34 protein-coding genes are annotated in these 25484 nt (G+C 71.2%); 2 read left to right on the top strand and 32 right to left on the bottom strand.

Annotated elements, in window-relative coordinates; translation table 11 throughout:
- Window positions 1-5: 5 nt before the first annotated feature.
- Genes AMIR_RS40700 through AMIR_RS27955 form a run of 4 tightly spaced genes read right to left on the bottom strand, consistent with a single transcriptional unit; the run spans window position 6 to window position 2699 of the window.
- Window positions 6-1064 carry a hypothetical protein gene (locus tag AMIR_RS40700; protein ID WP_015804345.1) on the bottom strand — a complete coding sequence of 353 codons (1059 nt, stop codon included), beginning with the start codon at window positions 1062-1064 and terminating at the stop codon, window positions 6-8.
- Window positions 1061-2068 (bottom strand): glycoside hydrolase family 25 protein, encoded by a 1008-nt coding sequence (locus AMIR_RS36340; protein ID WP_015804344.1) that lies wholly within the window; start codon window positions 2066-2068, stop codon window positions 1061-1063. The genes AMIR_RS40700 and AMIR_RS36340 overlap by 4 nt, the downstream gene beginning before the upstream one ends.
- The gene (locus tag AMIR_RS27960; RefSeq protein WP_015804343.1) at window positions 2065-2445 is read right to left on the bottom strand and encodes a hypothetical protein; all 381 of its coding nucleotides are present in this window, start codon (window positions 2443-2445) and stop codon (window positions 2065-2067) included. Before AMIR_RS27960 ends, AMIR_RS36340 begins: the two co-directional genes overlap by 4 nt.
- The gene (locus tag AMIR_RS27955; protein WP_015804342.1) at window positions 2442-2699 is read right to left on the bottom strand and encodes a hypothetical protein; all 258 of its coding nucleotides are present in this window, start codon (window positions 2697-2699) and stop codon (window positions 2442-2444) included. The genes AMIR_RS27960 and AMIR_RS27955 overlap by 4 nt, the downstream gene beginning before the upstream one ends.
- Window positions 2700-2785: 86 nt before the next feature.
- On the opposite strand from AMIR_RS27955, the gene AMIR_RS27950 reads away from it, so the two are divergent.
- On the top strand, window positions 2786-3211 hold the full coding sequence (locus tag AMIR_RS27950; RefSeq protein ID WP_015804341.1) for a hypothetical protein: 426 nt from the start codon (window positions 2786-2788) through the stop codon (window positions 3209-3211).
- Here the strand turns inward: AMIR_RS27950 and AMIR_RS36335 are convergent, their stop codons facing one another.
- The 12 genes from AMIR_RS36335 to AMIR_RS39665 form a co-directional block, all read right to left on the bottom strand.
- Window positions 3212-3922, bottom strand: a complete 711-nt coding sequence (locus AMIR_RS36335; protein ID WP_015804340.1) for a hypothetical protein — start codon at window positions 3920-3922, stop codon at window positions 3212-3214.
- The gene (locus AMIR_RS27940) at window positions 3922-5061 is read right to left on the bottom strand and encodes a hypothetical protein (RefSeq protein WP_015804339.1); all 1140 of its coding nucleotides are present in this window, start codon (window positions 5059-5061) and stop codon (window positions 3922-3924) included. Before AMIR_RS27940 ends, AMIR_RS36335 begins: the two co-directional genes overlap by 1 nt.
- Entirely contained in the window at window positions 5058-6188 is a 1131-nt protein-coding gene (locus tag AMIR_RS27935) for a hypothetical protein (protein ID WP_015804338.1), read from the bottom strand. Before AMIR_RS27935 ends, AMIR_RS27940 begins: the two co-directional genes overlap by 4 nt.
- 49 nt (window positions 6189-6237) lie before the next feature.
- Entirely contained in the window at window positions 6238-7683 is a 1446-nt protein-coding gene (locus AMIR_RS36330) for a phage distal tail protein (protein WP_015804337.1), read from the bottom strand.
- Between the two features lie 10 nt (window positions 7684-7693).
- Entirely contained in the window at window positions 7694-11809 is a 4116-nt protein-coding gene (locus tag AMIR_RS27925) for a phage tail tape measure protein (RefSeq protein ID WP_015804336.1), read from the bottom strand.
- Window positions 11810-11825: 16 nt separating this feature from the next.
- Window positions 11826-12239, bottom strand: a complete 414-nt coding sequence (locus tag AMIR_RS27920) for a hypothetical protein (RefSeq protein WP_015804335.1) — start codon at window positions 12237-12239, stop codon at window positions 11826-11828.
- An 86-nt stretch (window positions 12240-12325) separates the two neighbouring features.
- Window positions 12326-12697 carry a hypothetical protein gene (locus tag AMIR_RS27915; RefSeq protein WP_015804334.1) on the bottom strand — a complete coding sequence of 124 codons (372 nt, stop codon included), beginning with the start codon at window positions 12695-12697 and terminating at the stop codon, window positions 12326-12328.
- A 14-nt stretch (window positions 12698-12711) separates the two neighbouring features.
- On the bottom strand, window positions 12712-13263 hold the full coding sequence (locus tag AMIR_RS27910) for a hypothetical protein (protein WP_015804333.1): 552 nt from the start codon (window positions 13261-13263) through the stop codon (window positions 12712-12714).
- 138 nt (window positions 13264-13401) lie between these two features.
- Window positions 13402-13836: a DUF3168 domain-containing protein gene (locus AMIR_RS27905; RefSeq protein WP_015804332.1), complete on the bottom strand. Its 435-nt coding sequence runs from the start codon at window positions 13834-13836 to the stop codon at window positions 13402-13404.
- 9 nt (window positions 13837-13845) lie between these two features.
- Entirely contained in the window at window positions 13846-14148 is a 303-nt protein-coding gene (locus AMIR_RS27900) for an HK97 gp10 family phage protein (protein WP_015804331.1), read from the bottom strand.
- A 2-nt stretch (window positions 14149-14150) separates the two neighbouring features.
- Window positions 14151-14474 carry a hypothetical protein gene (locus tag AMIR_RS27895; protein ID WP_015804330.1) on the bottom strand — a complete coding sequence of 108 codons (324 nt, stop codon included), beginning with the start codon at window positions 14472-14474 and terminating at the stop codon, window positions 14151-14153.
- Window positions 14475-14483: 9 nt separating this feature from the next.
- Window positions 14484-14687 carry a hypothetical protein gene (locus AMIR_RS39665; protein WP_143760928.1) on the bottom strand — a complete coding sequence of 68 codons (204 nt, stop codon included), beginning with the start codon at window positions 14685-14687 and terminating at the stop codon, window positions 14484-14486.
- Window positions 14688-14706: 19 nt separating this feature from the next.
- Between AMIR_RS39665 and AMIR_RS40695 the strand changes: the two genes are divergently transcribed.
- Entirely contained in the window at window positions 14707-14871 is a 165-nt protein-coding gene (locus tag AMIR_RS40695; RefSeq protein WP_187313453.1) for a hypothetical protein, read from the top strand.
- 112 nt (window positions 14872-14983) lie between these two features.
- On the opposite strand, the gene AMIR_RS27885 is transcribed toward AMIR_RS40695, so the two are convergent.
- The 16 genes from AMIR_RS27885 to AMIR_RS41300 form a co-directional block, all read right to left on the bottom strand.
- Window positions 14984-15601, bottom strand: coding sequence for a type 2 periplasmic-binding domain-containing protein (locus AMIR_RS27885; RefSeq protein WP_015804328.1), 618 nt, complete (start codon window positions 15599-15601; stop codon window positions 14984-14986).
- A 10-nt stretch (window positions 15602-15611) separates the two neighbouring features.
- Window positions 15612-16076, bottom strand: coding sequence for a hypothetical protein (locus AMIR_RS27880; RefSeq protein ID WP_015804327.1), 465 nt, complete (start codon window positions 16074-16076; stop codon window positions 15612-15614).
- Complete coding sequence (locus AMIR_RS27875; RefSeq protein ID WP_015804326.1) at window positions 16076-17431, bottom strand: major capsid protein; 1356 nt, start codon at window positions 17429-17431, stop codon at window positions 16076-16078. The genes AMIR_RS27880 and AMIR_RS27875 overlap by 1 nt, the downstream gene beginning before the upstream one ends.
- Window positions 17431-17622 (bottom strand): ribosomal-processing cysteine protease Prp, encoded by a 192-nt coding sequence (locus tag AMIR_RS27870; RefSeq protein WP_015804325.1) that lies wholly within the window; start codon window positions 17620-17622, stop codon window positions 17431-17433. The genes AMIR_RS27875 and AMIR_RS27870 overlap by 1 nt, the downstream gene beginning before the upstream one ends.
- On the bottom strand, window positions 17619-18284 hold the full coding sequence (locus tag AMIR_RS36325) for a hypothetical protein (protein WP_015804324.1): 666 nt from the start codon (window positions 18282-18284) through the stop codon (window positions 17619-17621). The genes AMIR_RS27870 and AMIR_RS36325 overlap by 4 nt, the downstream gene beginning before the upstream one ends.
- A 46-nt stretch (window positions 18285-18330) precedes the next feature.
- Window positions 18331-19374, bottom strand: coding sequence for a hypothetical protein (locus AMIR_RS27860; RefSeq protein WP_015804323.1), 1044 nt, complete (start codon window positions 19372-19374; stop codon window positions 18331-18333).
- Window positions 19371-20795 carry a phage portal protein gene (locus AMIR_RS27855; RefSeq protein ID WP_015804322.1) on the bottom strand — a complete coding sequence of 475 codons (1425 nt, stop codon included), beginning with the start codon at window positions 20793-20795 and terminating at the stop codon, window positions 19371-19373. Before AMIR_RS27855 ends, AMIR_RS27860 begins: the two co-directional genes overlap by 4 nt.
- 10 nt (window positions 20796-20805) lie before the next feature.
- Window positions 20806-22419, bottom strand: coding sequence for a terminase (locus tag AMIR_RS27850; protein WP_015804321.1), 1614 nt, complete (start codon window positions 22417-22419; stop codon window positions 20806-20808).
- Window positions 22416-22865, bottom strand: a complete 450-nt coding sequence (locus AMIR_RS27845; RefSeq protein ID WP_015804320.1) for a phage terminase small subunit — start codon at window positions 22863-22865, stop codon at window positions 22416-22418. Before AMIR_RS27845 ends, AMIR_RS27850 begins: the two co-directional genes overlap by 4 nt.
- Entirely contained in the window at window positions 22865-23065 is a 201-nt protein-coding gene (locus AMIR_RS27840; protein WP_015804319.1) for a hypothetical protein, read from the bottom strand. Before AMIR_RS27840 ends, AMIR_RS27845 begins: the two co-directional genes overlap by 1 nt.
- Before the next feature lie 258 nt (window positions 23066-23323).
- Window positions 23324-23536: a hypothetical protein gene (locus AMIR_RS27835; RefSeq protein ID WP_015804318.1), complete on the bottom strand. Its 213-nt coding sequence runs from the start codon at window positions 23534-23536 to the stop codon at window positions 23324-23326.
- Window positions 23523-23789 (bottom strand): hypothetical protein, encoded by a 267-nt coding sequence (locus AMIR_RS27830; protein WP_015804317.1) that lies wholly within the window; start codon window positions 23787-23789, stop codon window positions 23523-23525. The genes AMIR_RS27835 and AMIR_RS27830 overlap by 14 nt, the downstream gene beginning before the upstream one ends.
- Window positions 23790-23792: 3 nt before the next feature.
- Window positions 23793-24284: a hypothetical protein gene (locus AMIR_RS41305; RefSeq protein WP_222840698.1), complete on the bottom strand. Its 492-nt coding sequence runs from the start codon at window positions 24282-24284 to the stop codon at window positions 23793-23795.
- 101 nt (window positions 24285-24385) lie between these two features.
- The gene (locus AMIR_RS27820; RefSeq protein ID WP_015804315.1) at window positions 24386-24805 is read right to left on the bottom strand and encodes a hypothetical protein; all 420 of its coding nucleotides are present in this window, start codon (window positions 24803-24805) and stop codon (window positions 24386-24388) included.
- Window positions 24802-25077, bottom strand: a complete 276-nt coding sequence (locus tag AMIR_RS27815) for a hypothetical protein (RefSeq protein WP_015804314.1) — start codon at window positions 25075-25077, stop codon at window positions 24802-24804. The genes AMIR_RS27820 and AMIR_RS27815 overlap by 4 nt, the downstream gene beginning before the upstream one ends.
- Before the next feature lie 10 nt (window positions 25078-25087).
- Entirely contained in the window at window positions 25088-25474 is a 387-nt protein-coding gene (locus AMIR_RS41300; protein ID WP_015804313.1) for a hypothetical protein, read from the bottom strand.
- Window positions 25475-25484: the final 10 nt, after the last annotated feature.

Below are 25484 nucleotides of genomic sequence, written 5' to 3'. Positions count from 1 at the left end.
TTCTCCTAGACCGGGAGGTGGGTGTTGGGGATCCAGCCGCCCGCGTGGGCGCCGTTCACGGCGGCCTCGATGGCGTCCTGGTAGTGGCGGCAGCCGACCGCGTTCGGGTGCAGGAAGTCGCCGACGCGGGCCATGCGGTCGGTGTCCCAGCCGTTGCGGGTGCGGGCGACGACGACGTTGGGCAGGGACGCGGCGATCTGGTGCAGCGCGTCGGCGTAGGAGTCGAGCACGCTGTTCGTAGCGGCGTCGTAGCCGTAGGCGGGCTCGACCAGGACGACAAGCGGCGACTGCCGGGACGTCGACCCCTGCGCTTCGTTGAGCTTCCCGTAGCCAGCGAAGTACGGGTTCCCGCCGCCAGGGCCCGCCTTCACCGTGAACTGCGCCGTGGCGGGCACGTCGACGACCTCGCTGCACAGCACCCACTGGCGCCGCACGCGCTGCCCGCCCGACCCGTACCCGAACATCCTGTCCGAAGTGGACGGGTTGTGGGTGCGGTTGTGGCAGGAGTAGGTGCCCAGCGGGACGCCGTCGCGCGCCAGGCTCCACGAACCGCCCTGCCAGCCGGAGTTCCCACCGGCCAGGCCGTAGTAAAAGAACGCCCACTTCCCGGCCCGGTTGAAGCCGGGCAGCTGGTGCTCGGTTCCCGCCGCAGCGGTGACGTTTCGCCCGGCGATGAAGTCCTCGCCCTGGTTGAACGTCCACGACGCGGCAGGGAACCCACAGTCGACGACGTTCATGACGCCTTCCAGCAGGGCGTACGTGGCCAGCGACCGCACCGCGGTGGTGAACGCGGGCAGGTTGCCCGCGCCGAGGCCGTAGGCGTCGTTCGCGACCGCGTCAACGATCACCACGTGGGGCTTGCGGCTGTGGTCGATCCGGTGCGGCGACGCGACGGCGGTGGCCTGCCCGACCGCATCCACCGCCCGCGACGACCACTCCGCGCCCCAGGTCAGCTGCCAGTTGTGGTCGGCCCGCATCCGGGGCACCCAGCCCCACGGGTCGTCCCAGGCGGCAATGCTGTTCCCGTAGACGTTGACCTTCAGCCCGTCCAGGATGCTGCTCATCCCTGCACCTCCGTGTCGGTCGCCGGGGCGGCGTCCTGCCGCTGCCGGTCGAGCAGGATCAAGGCGGTCTCCAGCACCGAGCGCGGCAGCGTCGCGGCCACGCTGGCGGCCACCTGCTCGCGGACGGCGGCGGAGATGGTGGCGTTGTCCTGGCGCATCGCGGCCAGCACCCCGGACTCGAAGTCGGACAGCTCGCCGCGGGCGGCGTCGACCTTGGTCTCCAGCCGGAGCACCACGGCCAGAGCGTCGCCCGAGTTCCACAGGCTCTGCTTGACCTGGTCGACGAGGTCGCGGTCGGGCTTGCCGTCGCCGTTGGTGTCGGCGGCGGTCGCAGACTTGAGCTCGGCGATCACCGCCTTGGCGATCTCCTGCGCACTGGGCACGACTTCTCCTTCCAGCAGCGCGGCCAGCTCTTCACGCGAGCCGCGGTAGGCGTTGCCGTCGATCCGCCCGCTCGGGTAGTTCGCGACGGCGAGCGACGAGGTGAACTGGGCGATCTCGGTGCGCAGCCCGCCGAAGCTGGGCCAGTACTCGTCGCCGAGCGCGAACTGCTCCTTGCGGCGCACCACGTTGTCCGGGTACCGCGAGTGCCACAGCGGGGGCAGTCCCGACAGGTCCGGCGAGCCCATGCGGCCCGACCAGTACCACTGCGGCAGGTAGATCAGCGGGGTCCGGTACCCGGCGGCGACCAGCGCGGCGGACAGTTCGCGGATCGAAGCCAGTGGCCCGGCGCCGTCCTCGACGTCCAGGATCACCGGGGTGTGGGTGTCGACGGCCGAGCGAATGATGGCGAGCTGCCCGCGCACGTCGTCGCCGCGCACGTAGTGGTAGGCGGCGGTGAGCATCCCGGCCGCGCGCGCGGCGGCCAGGTGCCGGGCGAAGTTCGGGTCCCGAAAGGTGGTGCCCTCGGAGGCCTTGAGGAACGCGAAGTCGATGCCGTCGCGGCGTGCGGCGGCGAAGTCGAAGTGCGGCTGGTGGTTGGAGGCGTCGACCCCGTAGATCATCGGCACAGCTCCTCCGGCGCGGCGGGGTACGGGTTCTGGCGCTGGGTCTCGCGGGCCTGCTCGCGCTTGGTGAGGTAGTCGTTGATCGCGGCCCGGACCTGCTCGCGCTGCGCGAGCGCACCGTCGGCGCTGAACGACACGCTCACGACGCGCATCACCTCGTCGAGCGCGAGCTGCGCCTCGGCGGAGACCTGGGTGCGCGCGTCCAGCGCGGCGGCGAACCCGCGCTGGTAGCCCTGCTGGCAGCCGACGATGCGCTCGGTGCGCTGGTAGAACGTGACGGCCTGCACCACGGAGGCCACGACCAGCACGGCCACGACCAGCGTGATCACGTGCTGGAACGTCCAGCGCTTCCGGGTCTGCTCTGGCGTGGTCATGCGTCCTCGTTTCCGGTGGCGGGTTCGTCGTCCTGGTTCTGCTCTCCTGCGATGGCCCTGCCCATCCGCTGCCGGACGCGTCGTGCGGTCGGCTTGACGGCTGGGAGATAGAGGCTGCCGACGACCGCGCCGAACACGAGGTTCACGCCGGGCTGGATGCGGTCGGGCCACACGAAGCCGACCGCGACGTTCACCGTCCAGGCGAGGGTGATCAGCACGGTGAGGGCGATCCACAGTGCTCTGGGCAGCCGCATCAGACCCCCGTTCGGTGTCCGTGGTGTAGCGCCCACGGTGCGCATCACGATGGGGATGGGAGACGTAGTTCGAGCTGGAGGTAGGGATGAGGCGGAGACCGGCGTTACTGGCGGCGGGCGGCGCAGCCGTCGCGCTCGCGAGCGTGGGGGTCGCGGTGGCCATGGCGGCAGGAGGTGAACCGGGGACGACGTCCCCTTCGACGCCTCCGGCGCTCGTGGTGTCGACGGCCAGCAGCGCGGCCAGCGCGAGCAGCGTGCCGTCCGAGGCGGTGTCCGTCGTGGCTCCCGCACCGCAGCAGCGCGGTGATACTGGCCCGGTGACCGAAGCCCAGCCCGAAGTGCAACAGCCGCAGGTCCAGCAGGCACCTGCCCCGCAGGCGGACGACCCGACCACGCCCGCGCCGAACCCGGACCCCGAGCCGCCGCGCGTGCCGGCCCCCGACCTGCCGCCGCCGGACGAGGGCAACCCGCCGTGGGTCACGCCCGAGCCGGGGCCTACCCCGAAGGGCTGATCACGGTGTGGCGCGCTGGGTGGCGATCAGGACTCCGCCCAGCGCGCCCGCGCTGTTCGTGCGCCGCACCTGCAGCTCGACACGCAGGTACGAGTTCTGGGTGCCGGGCAGAGCAGCGGTCCGGATCGACTGCCACGCGAAGTCGTTCGCCGCGATCGGCATCACCGCGCCGACCTGCGCGCCGTTGATCGTGTAGCGGGCCTCACCCACCGCACCGCCGGTCGACAGCAGCAGCGCCTGCAGCGCCGAGTACGCCTGCTGCCTGATCACCCACCCCGTGCTCTGCAAGGAGATCCACGCCGCGCTCGCGGTGGTCGGCAGGGACTCCGCCAGCACCGTCGTGGTCGGCATCGGAATCCACGGCCGCGCTAGCCCTGTGCCAGCGGCGTCGTCGGCGACGACGACGTTGCCCGCGCGGTCCCACATCGTCCAGTACTGGTCCCCGCCGGGCGTGGTGGTGATCTCGTAGGCGACGCTGCCGTCGTCCCTGCGGATCGTCAGGAAGTACCTATCACCGGCACCACGACCGACGTGCAGCAGCCAAATCTGTGAGTCCTCGTGCAGCACGGAGAACTCGGCGCCGTCAGCAACCACAAGTCCACCGCTGGAGATGCGCGCGGAGCTGAGGTTCCGGCGTGACAGCTCGTCGAGCTGGGCCTTCAGCTGGTCGAGTTGCCGTTGCAGGTCGTCGTTCGACGGGGGCGTCAGCATCAGGTCACCCCCAGCGCTGGTGCGAACTGCACCTGGATCTCGTCCGGACTGCCGGTCGACGAGACGGTGATCGCGCGCCGCGGGTACTGCCCGGTCGGGATCCACCCGTGCCGCTGGACCCCGATCTGGAGCACGTCGCCCGCGGCGAACGCGCCGAGCCCGACACCGCGCCGTTCCGAGCCGGGCAGCGCCCCGTCCGCGCGCATGATCCCGGTCCACGTCTCCACCGGGCGTCCGCGCAGCGCGATCGTCGCCGCCGCGTGCCCGTCCAGCGTGGGGGTCTCGGTGACCGAGGTGTGCCCGCGGTCGACGGAGTGCAGCGCCGGGTGCCCGACCTGCTGCAGCGTTGAGTCGGTCGCCCGCCCCACCGGGAGCGCGCGCTCCATGCCCTGGCCGGGGGTGCGGACGTCGCTGGCCTGCTCGGAGGCGTCGCCGTCGACGTCGAGCCGCCGCAGCCCGGCCCCGTACCTGACGCTCTGCTGCGGCATGCTGACGCCGAGCATCGGCGCGCCGATCCGCATCTCCCACTCGAGGAAGCCGGGGGCGGTGGCGAACCGGGGCCGGAGCTCGACGTCGGGCCCCTGATCGACCTGGGTGAGCTGGGTCAGCCGTTCGCCGACCATCGCCAGGTCGTAGCCGTAGTAGGTGCGCTCGTGCGCGCCGGTGACGTCGTCGGGGTAGGCGATCGGCAGCCCGCCGTACGCGTCGGAGGTCTCCGCGTGCTGGACGAGTCGCTTGGCGATGGTGCCCAGCGACAGCCCGGCCAGCACGACGTCGGCCTCCGCTTCCGTGATCGACCCCTGGTGGCTGCTCTTGAGGACGCGCCTGTTCAGCACCGCCCACAGGCCGCCCGCGCCGACGGTCAATGCCCCGGCGTCGTCGTCCCACCGGTACGTCATGATCGGCCCGGCCTGCACCACAAACCGGCCGTAGACCATGGCCAGCGTGACCCGCCACGGCTCGAACATCGCGTGCAGGTCGGCCGGAAGCCGGTCGACCTTGCGGGCCGGAACGGTGATCTGCACCTGACCGCCCAGGTTCACCCCATACTGCCAGCCGGGCGTGCCCTCGTAGGGCGCGGTGCCGATGATCCGGCCGGTCACCGTGTCCGCCAGCAGGCAGCGCCACAGCTGCCTCACGGCTCGCCCAGCCAGGTCAGCCGCGCGTAGGACCCGGCGAGGATGGTCGCGTTCGGCGCGTTGTTCTTGTAGGCGTCGAAGTAGACCCTCAACGGCTCGCCGCGCGGCACCCGGAGCAGGTGCGTGCCGCCGGTCCCGCCGAAGCCGGTCGCCGCGACGTCCTTGGCGGGGAACGGCAGAGTCACGCTCCCCGCGTTGGTGACCTGCGTGTAGAAGGCATCGGTGTACCGCGCGCTGGCGACATCGGAGGCCAGCGTCATGTCAAGCATCCACAGGCCGTCGCGCGGGTGGCTCGCCCCCCTCGCGACGTAGTTCGTCGTCCACCCGCCGCCGGTGGTCACGGGGTTGAAAATCCCGAGGTTGGTGTACGCGCCGGTGCCGTTGACGATCATCTGGCCGTCGTCGCGGCGCAGGTCGGCGTACAGCGTCGGCCGCACGTCGCCGATCCGGTAGACCGTCTCCCAGGCCAGGCCGGTCCACACCTGCCTGACCCGGCTGTAGATCCGCTCCGCGCCGATCAGCGGGCCCGCCTCGTTCGGGTCGTCGGCCTCCAGCAGGTGGCGCGGCGTCCCGCGCACGGCGGCGCCCTTCCGCTGCGGCGAGAGCTGCGCAGTGCCGAGCGCGGTGACGGGCATGGTGGCCAGGCTCGGGACGAGCGCGTGGCCGATCTTCGTGCAGCCCGCCGGGGTGGCGGGCGCGGTCGGCGTGGACGCGGGGGTGCCCGTGATCGGGATCAGGTCGCCCTTGCTGATCCCGCCGCCGGAAACCGCGTCGTCCCGGACCCGCGCGACGACCGCGTCCAGCCTGGGCAGCGTCGCGTGCGCGGGATCCACCATGAGCGGAACGGCGCTCTCCAGCGTGCACAGGTAGGGCCCGGTTCCGGGCGCGGTGATCACGCACTGGCCCGGCAGCACCCACACCTCCCGCGACGGGGTGGTGGCGGGGACGATCCTCAGGTCGGTGACGACGCCGATCTCGTCGGTGGCGGACGGCAGCACGCCGTCCCGGTGCGCCAGCGGACCACCGGGCCCGGGGTACAGGAAGGCCGCGTCGTGCATCCGCCCGACGCGGGCGGGGTTGCGGAGCTGCAGGCTCCACACGCTGGTCATGTCGGCGCCGGTCGGCACGATCCACCTCCAGGAGGCTCGGGCCAGCCGGGTGGCCGCAGGGTGAGGGTCACCACCAGCCGGGGCTGACGGAGGCGGTGGCGGTGGCGGCGGTCGGCCCGGTGTCCTCGGACGCGAACGCCACCGTGGTCGCGGTGCTCGTGGGCGGGACCGCCCACCAGTCGGCCTGGAGCAGGAACCGCTCCGCGACGCCGTTGAGCCACGCGGACTGCCGATGCGGATGGCTGTCGATGACGAGCGTGTCCGCGGCGGCGAGCGTGCCGCTGTAGAGCAGGGTCTCGCCGGTGGAGGGCAGGTAGAGCCGGGGTTGGGTGGCGGGCCCGGTGATCGTGTATACCGGCCACACCTCGGCCGTCCCCATGTTGATCAAAGCCATGGAGCCGTTGCTGGCGGGGGTGCCCCAGTCCAGGCCGCCGCCGCTCTCCCAGTCCAGGCCGACCGGCGCGTCGTGGGAAACGGACCCCCACGGTTCCCCCGACCAGTAGCCGCCCGCGCTGGAGCCGTCGAAGTAGCCGCCCAGGGTGGCGCCGCGCTCGACCAGCAGCGCGGTCGCGTCGAGCAGGTCGCCCGGCGCGGCGGACAGCGCGAGCGGGCACACGAGCAGCCCGGTCGCGGTGCCGGGCGCCAGCGCGGTCAGCTCCAGCCGTGTCCACGTCCCCGCCGCCAGCGCGACCGGCGCGCTGGCCGTGCTGCTCACGAACCCGCCCGCGCTGTCGGTCCACCGCATCTCCAGCTGCGCCGACCTGGCGGCCGTGCACCGCGCCCACAGCGCAGCCGAGTACTGCTGCCCGCCCACCACCCGCAGCACCGGCTGGCGCAGCCCGATCGTGCCCGCCGTGGTGCAAGTGGCGCGGGCGAGCGCACGACGCGCGTCCAGGCCGGGGATGACGGTGGAGTACACCTCGGAGGTGACCGCGGAGCCCGCGTTGTAGGCCGTCCACGGCACGCTGCTCGCCACGCCGACGGTGTTCCGCGCGAGGTTCGTGCGCATCACCGCGCCGAGCCCCGCCTCCCAATCCAGCCCTCCGCCGGGCATCGGCAGCCCGGTCGAGGCCAGCACCGGGTCCCCGTACCGGATCGGGTCATCCGCGACCAGCACGATCTGCCAGTCGAACTGGCGGGGCCCGGTACGCACAAGCTGCGGGTCGGCCTCCCGCCGCACCAACGACCGCTTCGTGCGCACCGGCTCGGTGACCACCAGTTCACGCGCCCCGCTGCGCAACAGCGCGCCGAACCGGTCGACGGCCCGATCGGCGGCCTCCTCCGTCCGGGCCTGGCACCACCCGGCCAGCGTGACCACCCGCGGCGTCGCCCACTGCTGCACGTCGGAGTACGCCCCGTGGTAGCCCACGCGGTCGCTGCTCTGGCCGCGCACGCCTGGCGCCCGCCACCAGCCGTCGTCCCGCTCGACGATCCACTCGGTGCCGTCGTCGTCGCGGCCGTTGGCCATCCAGCCGTCCACGGACCACGAGGGGTGCAGGAGCGGTGTGGGCACGAGCGCCTCCTCACCGCCGGGTGCGCGCCTGGAACGCGACCGTGCTCGAGACGACCTGCGCGGTCACGTACGCGTCCTCGTTGTCCCGCACCGAGATGTTGTTCGTGATCTGCGGGGCCACCATCGGCGACGAGCTGCTGCTCTGCGGCATCGACGACGTCGTGCTGGCGACACCACCGACCGCCCACCGCCGGATCAGGTCGTACCCCATCTCGGAGGCCGTGTACGCGAGCAGTTCCTGCGACCGGCGCGACCGGTTGATCGGGATGTAGGCCTCGTCGTCGACGAGGCGGTCGCCCACGACGCGCCATGTGTTCGGCGGCACTATCTGGGCGATGCCCGCCGACATCGGCATGAGCTTGTGGAGACCGCCTTCGGCGAACCGTTTGATGATGTTTCCGTCGTGGTTCACCCCCATGGGCCCATTGGGGGCTGGTTTCCCGCCGGTGTAGATGACGGTCACTGTCTTGGTCGACGGCTTGTTGAGGAACTCGTTGAGCTTTTCCTCGGCAGACTTGGTACTGGCCGTGATGGTCACACCGTTCGGGGTGGTCTGAACCTTGTAGCCCAGCTCCTCGAGCTTCTTCTTCGCCTCTTCGGAAAGCGTGCGGACAGTGATTGGCTTGTCGGGCGGGAGTTGATCCGCCATCGATTTGACCAGCAGCAACTCCTGCTTGGTCTTCTCGTCGCCTGGCGTGCTCAGGGCGACGGCCACATTGCGCGGGATCAGGCCCATGCTCTCGGCGAGGATGAGGGCCTGCTCGCGCGTAATTCCGAATTCATCCGCCAGGTCGAGGAAGCCGTCCAACGCTTTTTGGGCGGCTGCTGTCGCCTTGTCGAGGGCGGTGCTGACACCCTCTCCTTGGCTGATGGACAGGTCGTACGCCGCTGATGCGAGGTCGGCGGACTGGCCGGTCAGGTCGGACAGCATCTCGCGAAGCGTGCGCCCGTTTTTGGTGGTGATGTTCAGGCTGCCATCGACGTTGAGGAGCGATTGACCCCAGCCTTGGGTCTTGTCGATGTTCTGCCCGAACGCCTCACTGATCCGGCTCAGGGTCTCGTAGACGCGCGCCTGCGCCGCCTGGAAGTCGACCTGCCCCCCGGCCAGCGCGTCCAGGGCTGTACGCAGGGCGCGGGCCCGGTCGTTAGCGCTCGACGCGTTGCTCGAAAGAACGCCGAGTGCTGAAGCGAGGGAGCGGCCGGTTTCGGTGGCTTCCGACATGGAAGCGCGACCGTTCTTGAGCGCCTCGTCCAGATCCTTTTGCTTGGAGACATTGTTGCCCAGTTCGGGGATCAGTTCGCCGAGGATCTTGCGGAGTTCGAAAGCCTTATCGGCCAGCGGATTTTGCCCGGCGACCTGACCCTCTAGCTGTCCCTGTCCTTCCACCTGTGCGAGGTAGGTGTCCAACACCCCGTTGACCTGGGAAAGTGCATCCGAGTTGCCCAGGTAGGCGTCGGTCAGCGTGGACAGGGGGATTTGCAGTTCCTTGGCCAGGTCCGACGCGCCCCGGTCCTGCAAAGTTTTGGCGGCCTGGAGCCTAATGTTTTCGGTAATGGCGTAGTTGCTGTCCCGCAGCGCCTCGGCGAGCGAGCGCGTTGCCGCCTCGTGCTGGGCTGCCCGCTGGGCAGCGTCCTGCTGTCGCCCAGCCAAAATCGACAGCCCGACCGAGGCTGCGGCGATCGCCAGACCGGCCGGCCCGCCGAGTGCGCCGACGAGATCGTTCGCGGCGGAGAGCAGGCCGCGTCCGAGCGCGGTCGTCGCCGCGCCCGCCGCCGCGCCCAGGGTCCCGAGGGCGGTGACGGTGCGCTGCGCCAGGTCCGGGACCCGGTCCAGCCCGGAGGCGATGGAGGAGCCGATCGAGCGGGCACGGTCCGCGATGTTGACCGCCGCCACGCCGATCCCCGTGGGGATGGCCTGGATGGCTGACACGATCTGTCGGGCCCGGTCAGCCGTCGCAACGGCGGCGAGCCCGACACCGGTGGGGATCGCCTGGACCGCCGAGACCACTGAGCGCGCCCGGTCGGCCATGCTGACCGCTGCAAGTCCGATCCCGGTCGGGATGGCCTGCACGGCTGAGATGACCTGCCGGGCTCGGTCGGCCGTGGCGATCGCGGCAACCCCGACTGCGGTGGGGACAGCCTGAACAGCCGCTGAGACGCGGCTGGGGAGCGACTGGACACCCCGGATGAGCGACTCGCTGGCGATGCCCACGGCCAGTCCGGCGCGCTCGCTGGACTGGGAGATCGAGTCGAACGTTGACCGGTAGGTAGAGCGCATAGCGGCGACGGCCGGGGAGCGTTCTGCCAGCGCCCCCACGGAGGCGGACAGGACACCGATCGGGCGCCCTGCCGAGGCGGCAGTCCCGCGCAGTTCGCCCACCGCATCGGTGAAGCGCCTTGTGGTCGCGATCGCAGGCAGCTGCGACGCCTGGTAGGCGGCCACAGTCGAGCTGAGAAGCCCGATCTGCTCGCCGCTCTCTCGTGCCTGCTGACGCTGCGCCTGTATCTCGCCGACGAACTGGCGCAGCCCGCCACCGACCTCAGACCGCTGGAGCGCCCCCACGGCCACCCGGTACGCGACGAGACTCGCGACGGCAGTCAGCACCGGCCCTGGCAGGGACGCCACCCCGGAGAGCAGCCCGCCGACTCCCTCGCCCGCAGGCCCGAGCAGGCTGGTGACGGCCACAACGCCGTCGCCGAGCAGTCCGATGGCGGTCGCGAGCGCGGACACCGGCCCATCGCCATCAGCGGAGGCGGAGGCGATCTCCCCGATCCCGTGTGCCACCGGCCGGGCGGCATCCACCACGTGGCGCAGCCCGGCGGTGAAGTCGGCGAACAGCTTGATGCCCGCGTTGATCGCGGTGTTGACCGGGCCGACCGAGCCCCGTGCGATCGGCATCAGTACATCGCGTGCCGCCTGGACCACGACCTGACCGCGCTCGCGGATGGCCGCCGCCAGCCCCGGTCCGTACAGCCGCCCGGCTGCGACAGCGGTCTCCAGGCCGCGCGCGATCTGCGGCCCGACTTCGTCGATCGCCTCCGCCAGCGACCGGACCACCGCTTCCAGCGGCTCGTCGATCGCCTCGTAGATCCCGATCCCCGCCGACTCGAGCTGCGACTGCAGCCCGTCGATCGCCCCGCCGAGACCCTCGGTCTTCGCAGCGGCGACGTCGGCCGCGCCACCTTCCCGACCGACCGCCTCTGCCATCTCGTCGAACGCCTGCGCGCCAGTGGACGCCAACGCGCTCGCGACGGTCATACCCTCGTTGCCGAACGCGGTCGCCGCGTTCAAGGCGAACGTCGCTTCGGTCATCCGGGCCTTGGCCGCAGCCAGTTGCTCGGTGACCGTGCGGAGACCGACGAACTTGCCCTCGGTGTCGAACGCCTCGACGCCGAGCTCGCCCAACGCCTTGGCGGCGGGCTTGCTGGGCGCCGCAAGGCTGGCGATCATGCCGCGCAGCGACGTGCCAGCCTGCTCACCCCGGATGCCCTGGGTGGCGATCAGGCCGATCGCGGTGGCGACCTGGTCGATGTCCGCGCCCACCGCTTTGGCCACCGGGCCGACATACTTCAGGGCCCCGGCCATGTCGGTGATCTCGCCACTGGCGGCGTTCGCGGTGTTCGCCAGCACGTCAGCGACATGCGATGCCTGGTCCGCCGACAAGCCGAACTGGTTCAGGGCGTCGCTCTGGATCTCGGCCGCTTGGGCAGCGTCGACCTGCGCGGCGGCGGCGAGCTGGAGCGTGCCGCGCGCGGCGGTCATCGCCTCGTCGAGGTCGAGACCGCCCTTGGCCAGCTCCTTCATGGCGCTGGCTGCATCGGCGGCGCTGGTGGCCGGGAGGGTCAGGTCGCTGCCGAGGTCCTGCGCGAGCCTGCCAGCTGCCGCCATCTCCGCGCCGGTGGCCTGCGTGACCGCCATCAGCTCGTTGAGGTTCCCGGCGTACTCATTGCCGACCTCGATGATCGACTTGAGACCTGCGGCGATGCCAGCGGTACCCGCCGCCAGCCCGAGCCCCGCGCTGAGCCGATTGGCAGCCCCGGCGGCACCGCGCAGCCCTCGTTCCAGATCGCCAGCGACCTTGGAAGTGTCCGCGCGGACCTCGATGTCGATCCGGCCACCGGCCATGACACCCCCCGGCAGGTCACAGCTCCCAGGCGGCGATGAACTCGTCGACCGTCGTCAGCTGGGGGCCTGACGCATCGGGCCTGGCAGGCGCTGCTGTCCGCTCGACGAAGGCGTCGAACATCTGCTGCGCCAGCGGGGCGGGCCTGTGCGCGATCGGCGGAACCGGCGGATCAGCGGGAGGCCTGACTCCGTGGCGCCGGTCGTTTAGCAGCGCACGCCGCGCCTCACGGGCCTCGTCCGACTCGGGGTCGAACGTACGGTCTCGCCAGTCGAGCACCAGCCCATAGGACTGGATCTCCAGCAACCTCGCGGTGTTCTCCTGGTGCGGCCCCCAGTGGCGCAGGCCGCCGGGGTCGAGCAGTTCTGCCAGCGCCGTCTCGGGTTTCCGGGTGAGCCTGCGCACGCGCGCGGCGAGGTCGACGGCTGGCATCTCCCGCCACGCCGTACGCAGGTCCCGCCCGTAGACCTCGTCGAGGTCGCAGAGGACGGCGTCCCACCACGGTCCTGCGACCGCGGTCAGGACGCCGAGGAGTCCCCCTCGGCGTCCAGGCTGGTGTGCAGCCCGGCCGCGACGAACAGGCGTCGGGTGACATCAACGCGCGCCTGCTGCGGTAGCACTTCGAGCAGTTTGCTCAGCTCCTCGCCCGCCACCTTGTCGACGGCAGTGGCCCCCTCGGAGAGGAGGATGCCGAGCGCTTCGCCGTCCTGCTGGGTTGTCGCCAGCGACCAGAAGCGCACGACTTCCTCGCCGGTGAGGTCGCGTCGCAGCGACCAGTCCCGGCCGCCGAAGCGGACCTGCGCGCGGTGCGGGGATCGCTGCTGGAGCAGGGCGTCGAGGTCGAGCACGTCGTGTGAGTCGGAGGCGGGGGCACCTTTGGTCTTGGTCATGGTTCCTTCTCTGGTCAGGCGAACGGGTTGCTCTTGGTCCAGCGGCGCAGGGGCTTGGAGCCGTCGTCGGGGATCAGAGGGCTGAGATCGAAGTCCCAACCATCCAGGTCCTCGCCGTCGTACTTCTCCTCGGGGGGCGGGCCTGCCTCGGCCTTCTGGGCGTAGAAGGCCTTCGCCTCGTCGCCGTCCTCCACGCGGAAGATGAACGCGAAGAACTCCTCGTCGCCTTCGATCCACTCGTGGCCGCCGTTCCCGGCGCTGATCGATCCGCCGCGGAGGACGGTCAGTGCGCTCGCGGGGCCCTGGTCGACGGCCCGGAACAGGATCTTCGGCTTCTTGGCGTCCTTCTTGCGCCGGTAGGGCGCTTCCCGCTTGTTCCAGACGTAGAGGTCGGTGATCTGCTGCTCGACCTGCTTGGTGAAACCGGCCTTGATGCCGCCGTAGGGAACCCAGCCGCTGAGCGAGGGGGCGAAGATGTCGGGCGGGACCGGTGTCCCTGCGGGTGCCCGGAAGGCGTCGCCGTCCAGCGCCAGGAAGGCGAGTGACGGGTTGGCGTAGCTGGACATGCGTCCTCCAGAGAGCCCGTCATCGGGCGCAAGGCGGGGGCACCTTGAGGAGGGGAAAAGCCTTGTGGAGGCACAGGAGTAGGACCGGCCGGTCGCCAAGGTGCCCCGCTTGAAAACGCGACCGGCCGGAGTTCGTGGTCAGCGGTTGTGGATGCTCATCTCCGCCCGGCACATCGCCCGGTAAACCGGCGCCGACGGGCCGCGCGAGGTGTCCGCTGGGAGCGGGCCGAGGTCGATGACCCGGCAGGAGTAGTGCATCGACCGGTAGGGGACGTTCCTGGCCGCGTCGAGCACGCGCCGCACGCGGTCTGCGACCCGCCACACGACGCGTTCCGGATCGTCAGGAGCTGCTGCTGGCGCACACCAGGCGTCGACTTGCACGATCGGCCTGTAGCCGCCGCCGCCGAGCAACCCAAGGGGGGTGGGCAGCTGCACGGTCAGGTAGGGCCCGGCGACGACGCTGCTGCCGGTCCTGGTGCTCATGCGGTTCGCGACGAGCGCGACGAGCGCGGTGTCGGCGCGCAGCAGCGCGAGCACCGCGTCCGCCGCCCACGGCAGCTCGGACTCGGCCACGGCCACCTCCTACTTGGGCTTCCACCCGGTGTACCGGCCGTGCTGGCGCGCGGCGTCGGTGAGCACCGCGTGCGCCGGAGTGTCGGAGGTGCCGTACTCCTTGAAGATCGACTCCGGGTCGGAGTCCTCGACGAACACCCGGTCGCCCTCGCTGCGCACCCCGATGCCGTCCCGGTACTCACCGGTGCGTACCGGCGCCTCCACACGCGCCTCGGCCGCGATCTCGGCGGCGATCTCGCGGCGGCGAGGCGTCGAAGCCCGCACCGCTACCCGCTGTGCCTGCGCCGCGTCCACGTACACGCGGACCGTCATTGCTAGACCTCCTCGGCGAGCACCGTGATCGTGTTGACCGACGCCGTGAACTGCAGCTCGGGCCCGTAGATGTTGGGCGGCCAGCCCGCCGCGATGCGCGTCTGCGCGCCGGTGAACGTGTAGGTCAGCGGCGTGACCGCCTGGCCGTCCACCGCGTTCGGGAAGCTGATCGTGACGGTGCCCCCGGCGCTGGAGGTGAACTCGAGCCGCAGGCTGCCGGAGTTGGCGACCTTGTTGCCGTTGACGGCGTCGCACGCCACCGGCGTGGCCTTCACGGCGGCGGTCCTGTGGTCGAGCCGGTTGAGCGTCACCGCAGTCGCGGCCATGACGTGCTCCTAGGGGTCGTTCGTCTGCATGTCGGAGATGAGCGCCAGCACGGCGGCGAAGAACAGCGGTCGGTGGTCCGGCCGCCTCGCGACTTCGCTGACGACCTTGTACTGGTCGCCTTTTTCGTCGGTGACCAGCGACTTCCGCGTCAGGGGAGTGTCGAGCGGGACCAGCAGGAGCCACAGGCTAGTGGTGGTGTCCTGCTTCTCCACCAGCGTGAGGCTGCGGCTTATGTCAACCACCGACCGCTGGCTCAGCCACGCCGGGCTGAACTTCGTCATCGGCAGGCCGGGACGCTCGTTTCCGCTGTCGGGGTCGACCGACGGCATCCCCGGCGTCGTCACCTTCACCTGCCGGGGCATGGGCGGACCGCCCATCAGGCTCCACCTCCCGTAGCGTGCCGTCGGCGAGTCCGGCCCTGACCCATGACTGCTCGCGCGCGGCCCAGGTTTCTCGCCCGTCGGCATTGAAGAAGTGCGCGATGTCGGTCATGCGGAGACCGCTCCTCTCAGATGCTGAACGCGCTCGGCCCCAGCCGGTTGAGGGCGTCGAGCCGCTTGCGGATCGACGCCACGGTCGCGGCGCCGAGCATCTCGGTGGCGTAGGTCTCCGAGTACTCGGGCACCTGCCACGAACGCAGCCCGCCGGGGTTGGAGTAGAGGGACTGCGCGACGTCGAGCACGAGGGCGACGATGTCGGCGGGCACCTCGCGGTAGCCGTGCGAGTAGGTCACCCGCACCCTCGGCGCCCACACCCCGAGCGGGCGGCGGTACGGCCAGCCCTGGAGTCGATCGGTGAACCACCACGGCATCCCGCGCGTGAGCCGTGACCCGGTGAGCACGTAGTCCCGGTCGGCCACCAGCGGGGTGCTCGCCCCTCCGAACTCGGTGACCTCGACGACGGCGAGCGGGTTGTCCTGGTCGACGACCACTGGCCGTCCCGGCAGCACGAGCTCTTGCTGGCCGCCGACCAGGTCGATGCTCTCCTGGGAGATGAACGCGAACTGGTTGCCGGCCACGGCGCGCACGAGCCCGGAGGCGTTGTCCAGCGCGAGCTGCGCCGAGGCCTCGTCGACCTGGGCCTGCAGGCGCGCTGCGAGCTGAGTGGGGGTGGCCAGGGATGCCACGGCCACCCCCTCAGCCGCCGATGATGCCGGTGAGCTTCTCGACCAGCCGGGCCCGCTGCTGGGACCCGCGGGCCTGTTCGGCGTCGAGCGCCCGCTGGGCCCGTTCGGGGTCGGTGCCGACCCACTGCATGATCAGGTCGATCTTGCTGCCGGGCTCCGGCTCGCCGTCCTGCTCGGGCGCCGCTGGCGGGGGCGGCGGTACCTGCTGTTCCGGCGTGGCACCGTCGCCCTGGTCGCCCTGGTCGCCCTGGTCGCCCTGGTCGCCCTGGCGCTCGGAAGCCCTGCCGCTCGGGTGCGCGGGGGCAACGGGCTCGATGTCGCCTTCCCCCAGCACGCTCCGGACCGGAGCTCCGGTCCGGAGCAGGTAGGCGGCCACGTCGCCGGTGAACTCCTGCCCCACCACGATGTCCAGCGTCTGCCCGCCCTGGATGACGACCATGCAGCTCTTGTCCGCGACGGCCCGCACGGTGGCCATCAGGAGGCGTGCTCGATCATCACGGCCCGCTTGTAGCGAGCGGGGTCGCCGCTGGCCGCCGTCGCGTCGGACGGCACGCCGAAGTCACCCACCCAGCTCCACGTGGTGGAGAGGTTCTGCTGGAACCTGTCCTGCGGGGGGCGGGTGATCAGGGCGACCTGCACGCCGGTCGCGGGCCCGATGATGCGGATGTTCGGGTTGTTCTCCACGCCGGTGCCGTCCAGCAGGTTCCCGTTGCCCTCGAAGGGGTTCGCGGTGAGCGCGCCTTCGCCGACGACGAGCGGGCGCTGCACCGTGACTCCGGTCGCCGAGGTCACGGTGGGGGTCTCGTTGTTGCGGACCCAGTCGATGCCCGCGAAGCGGCCGAGGCTGAGGTTGCGGTAGATCGGGGACTCCACCGCTCCCTGCGCGGCCTGCTTGAAGTCCGGGTCCGCGAACAGCTGACCTTCGGTGTCCGGCGGGATGTGCGCCACGTAGAAGCCGCCGACCGTGGGCACGTTCTGCTTGCGCAGCCGCACCACGGCGTTGCGGAACAGCGCCAGGGTGGCCGTGTCCGAGGAGGTCAGGGCGTTGGCGCTGGACTTGGCGGCCGGGCGGTAGGACACCGGGGCGTTGGCCGCGACCACGGAGTCACCGGTGGTGTCGGCGCGCGCGGTGCCGAGGGTGAGGGTGCCGGGGCCGGTCTGCGCGGACACGCCGGTGACGGTGTTCGCGACGCCCTCGATGCTGACGGTGAGCGGGGTGGAGGCGGACACCGGCGTCGGCACGCCGTTGACGCCGACGTGGGTGAAGCCGTCCACACTGGCCACGGTGATGCTGGTGTCCGAGGAACCGCCGGCTGTCGCCCAGGTCCGGCCGCCGGAGTAGGCCCGGTAGAGCTTGTTGCGGGCGATCTGGTTCAGGGACTGACCGGCGCCGATCGCGAGGGTCTGCACGTCCCGCAGGTACTTGCTGGCGATGGTCATGGCCGACTGCATCATGTTCGTATCGATGCTGTCGCCGTACTGGTCCATCGTCACCGACCACTGCTCGACGGCGTAGGTCGAGGCCGAGGGGTCGGATCCGGTGACCGGCGTGGTCTTGGGGGCGAGCAGGCCGGTGCGGGTGCGGGTGCTGGTGTCGCCCAGGTTCGCCGCCCACGGCTCGTTGTCCGCGATGGCGGCGAACTGGAACTCGGGCAGCAGGGCGTCCTCGAAGGCCCGCTCGAGCAGCCCGTTCTGCATGAGGGAGCGGATGGCGGCGGGCAGGGTCGACCACACGTCGTGGCGGCCGAGCCGGAACCACTGCGTGAGCAGCGGGTTGACCGGCCTGGCCGGGACGCCCGCGCAGGACCGGGCAACGGTCGAGGTGAACATCAACTCTCCTCAGTGATCTCGATGGACACGATGTCCGGGTGCTGAAGGGCGATCTGCTGGAGACCGAGCACGGCGGTCTGGGTGATCGCGGAAACCGCCGCGCAGACCCGCCCTTCCAGGACGTGGCCCTCGTGTCCGGTCACCTCGATGGAGGTGGAGCCGTCGCCGAGGCGAGCAGCGATGTGGATCACGAGCGCGTCTTGACTCCGAGTCGGGCCAGCTCCGCCCGGACCTCCTCGGGGGAGGCGTCCTTGAAGTTGGCGGGCTTCGTGCCACCGCCACGGGCGCCCTGTGACGGGTCGGGCTTGGGCTTGGCCGGGCCCTTCGACTCGGCCTTGCGCCAGTGCGGCTTGGCGTCCAGCAGCTCGCTGAGCCGCATCTTGATGGCCCCGGTGTCGACGTCCCCGTCGTCGGTGACGTAGTCCTCGGCCTTGAGGGCGTCGACAGCGTCGCTCGGGTCGGCGAAGTCGGCGGCGGCGAGCGCCTTGACCTCGGCGCGCACGGCGCGCTGGACGGCCGCCACGGCGCGCTGCTCGGCGGCCTCGGCACGCTCGGCAAGCTTCTGCTCGGCGGTCTTCTGCTCTTCCTCGATCTCCGCGAGCCGCTTGGCTGCTGCCGCGTTGGTCTTGGCCGCCGCCTCGTGCTTGCGCGCCAAGGCCTTCCACTTGGCGGCGTCAGCGGAGCCGTCCTTCTTCTCGGTCTTCCCCTGCTCGCCTTCCTGGCCCTTGTCGGGTTCGGTGGAGGGCTCCTGCGGGTCAGCCGGGTCCTCCGTGCTGCCGTTCGGGTCCTCGGCCGGGGCGGCCGGGTCGTCGTCGTGGCGCGCGAGGTCGAACTTCCAGCCGGGCTGGATCATGCTGATCTCCCGTGTCGGGTGAGCGACCGCGCCGTGTCGGCGCAGGTCAGAGGATGTAGCCGTAGTTGGTGAGCTGGCGCACGGCCTCGGCGCGGCTACTCGCCGAGGTCACGATCTGCTGCGGTGTGGGCCGCGGGGTGCGCACGTACCGGTAGGCGTAGCCCTGCTGGCGCCCGTCGGCGGTCGTGCGCACGTAGGTCTTGCCGCGCCGGAACAGCTCCGCGTAACGGGCCGCGGCGGCGCGGTCGAAGGTCATGTTCGTGTAAGTCCGGTTGCGGACGTCGAGGCCGAGGGCGCGGTCGACGTCGCGGGCGAGGATGCGGGCCCCGGCGACCGCGCGGCGGGTGATGCCGACCGCGCTGGCCTGCAGGTCGCCGATCATGTACATGCCGCGCTGGGCGTTGATCACCTGTGCGGGGTCGGCGCCGTGCTCCACGATCGCGGCCGTCGCAGCCTTGGACAGGCCGTGCACCTGGCCGGAGGCGATGGCTCCGCGTACATCGAGTGGCTCCGCGTCGTCGCGTCGTTGGACCGGGTCGTGCTTGCAGTCGCAGTTCTTGTGCCGCCTGAACCCGCTGGACCAGCGGTAGAACCGCCCAGCCAGCACGATGCACCGCGAGCACGAGGGCAGCCGGAGCCGCCGGTAGTAGCCCGCGACGTCCGAGCGTCCGGCGATCCCGGCCGCCGAGGCGAGGCGCCCGGTGTCGCCGGACGCGGTGCGCACGTACGACGCCAGCGTCGCCCGCGCGCGCCCCAGCGCGGCGGCAGCGGGCATCCCGGTCCACAGTGCCTGCTGGGCGTTCGCCGCAGGCAGGTAGAGCAGAGCGTCCAGCCCGGTCGACACCATCCCGCCGGGGTCGACCGGGGTGTCGATGCTGCCGCCGAGCGTGTCGAGCAGGTAGGGGTCGGCCATCTCGGCGGCGACGGTCTGCGCCGCCACCAGGATCGCCACCGCCTCGGGTAGCAGCCCCACCCACGACGCGGACGGGTTCGCGGCGTCGACGCGGCCCCACAGCGCCAGGATCATCGCGATCGCCTGGCGCTCCAGCACGGCCGACTCGTCGTAGAAGGCGGTGCCCGCGCTGGTCATGCCGCCTGCTCGGCTGCGACCTGCGGGTCAGTCGGCTGCTCGCGAGGAGGCTGAGGGGGCGGCGGCGGGGGCTTGAGCGGGCCGAACACCCTGTCCTGTTCCGTGCGGGCGGCCTTCTCGTCCGCCTGCTCCATCAGCCTGATCTCCTCGGGCAGGTAGTTCAGCCGCTCGCGGGCGAAGGGCAGCGGCAGGATGCCGGACTCGTGCAGCTTCACGGTCGCGTCGGCCGCCTGGGCGATGGTGGGCGTTGCCGCGTCCCTCCAGCGCGCTTCCAGCCGTTTCAGCTCAGGCCGCCAGACTCCGGTGCGGATGCGGTCGGCGATCCGCATTGTGCGCTCGTGGCTGTCCCCGAACGAGAGCATTCGCCGCTCGGCGCGCTTGATCAGCCTGGTCTCCGCTGCCCGGATGGCGTCGGCGGTGGCGGGGTTCGCCGCGTTCTGCTGCCCCATCGTCTGTGGGGTGAGTGCGCCGAGGGAGCCGACGATGCTGGCTAGGAGGTGGATGGTCTTGTGGAAGTTCTCCAGCGACGCCTCGGGGAACTGGCCGACCTCGGCGCCGTCCTGCTTGGTCTTCCGCGTTGCCCAGATCCGGCCTGCGATCTTCGACCACATGGAGACTCGGCGGCCGTTCTCATCCGTGAAGTCCTCCGGCCCGAACCCCAACGCCCAGCGCCTCGGCATGGCGTGGAACTCGGCGGAGACCATCATGTCGGTCGCGACCTTGTTCGCGGCGTCGGACACCGGGATGATCGCCGCCAGCTCGCTCTTGCCGTTCGGGGACTGCAGCCGCGGGCGGTTCACCAGCGGCACCACCGGCACCACACCGAGCTCGTGCTCGTCGGCGTCGTAGTCGCTGTCCAGCTCCCACTTGCCGTTCTTGCGCACGTACCACTTCGTCTTGTCCGGCAGGTAGAGGGTGGCGTGCTGGACCTTCCCGGTCGGCAGTTCCTCTTCCCACCGCTTCACGGCGGCGGCGATCTCGCGCGTGCGCGGGTCCCGTTCGGCGTACACCTCCAGCGGCGACTCCATCGTCACCAGCGGCAGGTCGTTCCCCTCCTCGGACGACGACCCGATCACGGAGTAGGCGCGCCGCATCACCAGCGCGTCGACGTGCGCCTGCTGGGACAGGGAGTCCAGGTCGTTGTGCTGCCAGATCTCTTCCAGACCAGCGTCGGCCTCGGCCGACCCGGAGAGCCTGAACCCCACGAGGTCCAGGCGTTCATCCAGGCAGTCCACGACCAACTGCGGCCAGTTGATCACTACCTGTTGGAGGCGGCCGTCCAGCTCGTTGAGTAGTTCGGGGTGCAGGTAGTTCAGCGGCTGGGTGCCCTCGTAGTGCGAGTTCAGGGTCTGCAGCTCGGGCAGTTCGTCATCGTGCGCGGCGATGAGCCTCTTGAGCCAATCCTCGTCGGCGAGGTCCACGAACGCCTCCTCACCGCAGGATGATCATCGTGCTCTTAGGCTTCTTCTCCCAGGAGCCCTTGGCCAGCACATCCAGTCGCGCCTGCCAGGACAGGCAGCCCGCCATGGCCAAGTCGATGAACTTCACGCTGTCCGGACGCTCCTTGTAGATCGTCCATAGCGGGGTCTCGTCGTCGTCGCGCACGCGCAGGTCGCCCTTGCGCGCGTTGGCGATGTGCCGGGCGTACGCCTCGTTCCCGTCGTGGGTGAGCGCGCCGGTCCGTTGGGCGGTTGCGAACGCCCTCATGGCCTTGCCGATCTGCACCGGGCGGTTGGTGTACCACTCCAGCACCCGCTTTTCACCCCACCGGCCTGCCCACCGCGCGACGTTCGCCTCGAACCGCGGCGGGTCGTTGTACGCCATCCGCACCTGGTAGAGCTCCATCGCCTCGGCGAACGCGCCGTCGACCTGCTCGTCGGAGACTTCCCAGTCCTCGTCCCCGTCGACGTTTTCCCACCAGGCGAGCGGCCACTGGAAGCCGGTCTCGATGTGCGTGGCCATCAGCCCGCAGGCGTCTCGCCAGCGGGCGCCGTCGAAGCCCAGCGTGATCGGCTCCCCGTGCGGGATGACCTCGCTGATCTCGAGGTCTGCCCAGCGCACCGGGTCGAACGCCTGCCTGCTCGACGCCACCCACCTGTTCAGCCACACCCGCTCGAAGTAACTGCGGTCGGTGTCGTCCTGGTGGAACAGCGACATGATCGAGTCGATGTCGGACCAGGCCGCGACCGCCGGGCCGGAGGCCTCCACGATCGCCGCTCGCAGGCCGCCCTCGGTGTCCAGGTCGTGGGAGGGCGAGGCCTCGCGGTGGAAGAAGAAGAACGTGGCGTCCTTCGTGCGCCCCTCGGCGATCTTCTCCGCGTACCCCTTCTCCACCTCCGCCACCGAGCCCTCGCCGGGCACGCCGGCGGTGGTGGTGGACAACGACCACGGGTCGGCCATCGGCCGCTTCGGGATGTTCTGCAGCATCGTCTGGTGCGCGCCCAGCAGCCGCGGACTGGTCATCCGGTGCGGCTCGTCGAAGTGCTGGAAGCTCGTGCGTGCGCCGTCGCGAGCGTTCGGTGACCCGGCCAGCGCGACGGCCTTGCCGTCGCCGTTGATCCGGGTGATCCGCTCCAGACCCGCGTCGAACAGGTCGCCGTCCGCGCCCTCCTGGCACATCACCAGCAGCGCCGCGTACGCCAGCTCCTCGGTCTGCTCCTCGGTGTAGGCGACCATCGGGATGTACGGGTCCCGCACCGGGCGCCCGACCGGCTCACCGTGCGCGTCGAACCCGTCGCACCTCACCGGCCCGTCGGGGTGCAGCTCAGCGAACCCGATCCACGCGGCCAGCTCGGTCTTCGCCGTGCCCTTGCGCGTCGAGACCGCGACCCGCTTGAACCGACGCTTCCCCGCGCGCGGGTGCCCCTTCGGGTAGACCTCGTACGCCCGGTAGATCAACGCTCGCTTCTCGTCGTCGATCACCGCGGGCTCGCCGCGCAGGTCGCCCGGCCCGAACGTCGCCGCGGCCTCGATCAGGTCTACGACCTGCGGTCCGAGCGTCGGCCACGGCTCCTCGTCGTAGGGCGGGACGATCAGCCCGGTCACGCCAGCCGCAGCACCGACCGGGGATCAGCGCCGGGCTCGGCGGCCTTCTTGGCCCGCTCCGCGCGCCGCTGCGCCCCACGGTCCTGCGCCTCATCCGTGCGCTCGATCTCCCACTGCAGGCGGCGCCGGTCGATCGGGGTGAGCCCGTAGCACTGCCGCTGCAGCCTGATCTCGCCTGCGAGCGCGGCGCGGGCACGCGGGGAGGGCTCGCGCCAGTAGGCGTCGACCAGGTCGGCCAGCATGTACAGGCCGTGCTGGTCGGAGCCGTCGTACTCGGGGGCCATCGGGGAGGCCCAGGTGTCGGCCCACCAGCGCTCGGTCAGGTAGTGCCAGCCCTCTTCGCGGTCGGGCAGGTCCGGGGCGACGACAGCGTGGTCGCGGGTCAGCGTGGCACGCGTCGTCGACTTGTTCCGCCGCGCAGGGCTGGCCTTCGGCATCGGCGGCATCACGGCACCGCCGCGGGCACAACCGGAATCGCCGGGGTGGTGCTGCGGTGGATCGGGCGGCTGCTGTCGCGTCCCCAGGTCTCGCCGACCTGCTTGATCGGGACGATGGCGTCGGCGCGGTAGAGCAGTCCTTTCTCGACGTCCACGAGGAACGCGTCGCCGTTCTCGGGGAGCAGGAGCGGACTGATCTGGATGTTCATGCTGGTCACCCTCCCGTGTCGGGATGGGCCGGGCCGCGTGTCGCCGCCCGGCGGACTCTGGGTTCCGTACAGAGGAAAAACGTCCTCACCCGCGGCACGGGGCCTGGTGGGCGGTTGGGATGTCCCCCCTGGGGGGTAGAATTTGATCACTCAGGGTGATCAACTCTGATCAATTGAAACCGGTCCGTACCGATACCGATCCGTTCCGACCCCATCATGTGTCGCAACCGCGACCGGGTACCCAAGGGGCACGCCCCATCACCCGTCCGCGTCATGCCCCACACGACGCACCTCCAGCCCGGCAGTGCCAGCCGCCAGCAGCAGGTCGTGCCACGAGCACACCTCAGGGGGCGACCACCACGTGTCCCCGACCCGCTCGAACAGCAAGCCGTCGAGCCGACCACCGAGCACGCGCAGCTGGCTACCAATCGCAGGCTGGACCGGCACGGCCAGCACGTCACCCACCCGCATACCCGCCTCCTTCCCGCCCGGCCTGCGCCAGCGGGGACCACGCGGGCACCGCGCCCACCGCGTCCGTGGGCTGCCACACCGACTCGGCCGACACGACGTTGCTCGCCACCCGGTGGATGAGCCGGTCCGCAGCCCTGACCGCTGCGCCGTGCGTCGCATGCTGAAGCGTCTCGCCCCGGCCGAACCCGAAGGCGGGCACTCGGACCGTCCACTGCCGGGGCGCGGTGCGGCGGATCGTGATGCGGTCCCGCACGTCCTACTCCAGCCTGGTCAGGCCGTCGGCCACCCGGCGCAGCACGTCGACGCGCTGGTCCGCCACGGGGGCGACTGCCTCGTACGTCGCCGCGAACACCTCGGCCTTGCACGGGTAGAAGCCCGCGCTGTCCCGCAGCACCCACTCGCCGGTGGTGATCCCCAGCCACGCGCTGTTGGCGTCTACGAACAGCGCGGCGGTCTGGTCCGGGTCGTCGCTGCGGTCCTCAGGGGCGATGGCGTGGAAGCGTCCTGCGCCCGTCCACGCCTGCAGGTCGGCCTCGTTCGTGCCGGTCCACTGCATGGCTTCGATCACGACCGGGCGCTTGCGGTAGTGGGCAGGCATCAGCACGTGCCTTCCCCCTTTCGGCTTCTCGGTGCGCTCGCGGCCGTCGAGGCTGTGGTGGACGACCAGCCACCCGTCGGGACCGTGAGGGTTGGGCACCAGCTCGGAGGTCGGGCCGCACACGCAGTCGTCGGTCTCGGAGTGGACCACGCTGTCCCCCAGCGGGAGGACCACAGCGCCGTAGTCGGTGGGCCTGGCCTCCCACCTGCACGGGCAGGGCCTGACGGAGTGCCCCTGAGAGCACGCGGTGGTCACTGACTCCCCTCGGAGATGGTCAGCCACGTCGGACACGGCCACGGTTGGCGCAGGGAGCCGCTGTAGTCCCGGTCCCACTGCTCGGGGCAGCCGCCACACTCCTGGATCACCTGCTGGGGGCCGAGAGTCTCGGCCTGTGGGGCGTGGGCGTTCAGCAGCGCGGTGATGATCGAGGAGCCCGAGTGGATGGTGAGCAGGTCGGCGTGCTGGGCTTCGTACTCGGCCATCTCGGCGAGGCGCGCCTGCTCGCGCTCCTCGGACGCCCGCTCGGCCGCCTGCACCTGCTCTGCGGTGGGCGGCTGCGGGTTGAAAACAGCCTCTAGCGCAGCGCGGTGGCGCGGACCGGAGACCGGAATGTACATCTCGGTCTCCGTGGTCATCTCCCCGATGACCCGGAAGTTCTGGGGTGCGATCACCGCTTGTCCGCCTGCTCTGTCACCTGCTCGCGGTCGTCGTACCGCCAGTCCTCACCCAGCTCCTCGGCCAGGCGCGGGTGCGCCGAGAGCTGGAGGTGCTGGCGGATGTACGGCTCGAACACCGGGTCCTGCACCGTGAGCACCAGCTGGCGGTCGCCGCTCTCGCCCCGACGCAGGCCGGACAGCAGGACCGGGATGCGCAGGGACGCGGTGCAGTCCGGGCAGCGGGCCTCGATCGAGGTCGCGGACCGGGGGTGCGGGGTCTCGTCCATCAGGTGCTCCCTACTGGGTGAGGCGGTTGTTCCAGCCGCCCGGCTGGTGCTGGGCGGTGTGCCGGGAGTGGCAGGAGGGGCAGAGCCCGCGGCCCCGCGCCGGGTCGTCCGGGTCGAGCCCTTGGGCGACAAGGGCACGGCGGTCGAGCGGGTGGTGATCGGCGTGCCGGGCGGGCTGGCCGCACGGCGCCGGGTGGCCGTGGTCGGGTTCGGCGCACACGCAGTGCGGGTCACGGGTGAGCACGCCGAGCCGGAACCGGCCGTCGTGGCGGGCGCCGTAGCCGCGCTGCCGGAAGCTGCCGCGGCGCTGCTCGGCCGCGCCGCGGCAGGACGTGCAGCGGCCGGTGCCCTTCGTCGGGGTGCCGCAGCCGGGGCAGGGGTGGAGAGCGCGGGACACGAGCCGCCCC

The organism is Actinosynnema mirum DSM 43827 (assembly GCF_000023245.1).
Lineage (GTDB): Bacteria > Actinomycetota > Actinomycetes > Mycobacteriales > Pseudonocardiaceae > Actinosynnema > Actinosynnema mirum.
Note: the sequence above shows the minus strand (reverse complement) of the source record. Positions and strands in the feature narration are given on the sequence as shown.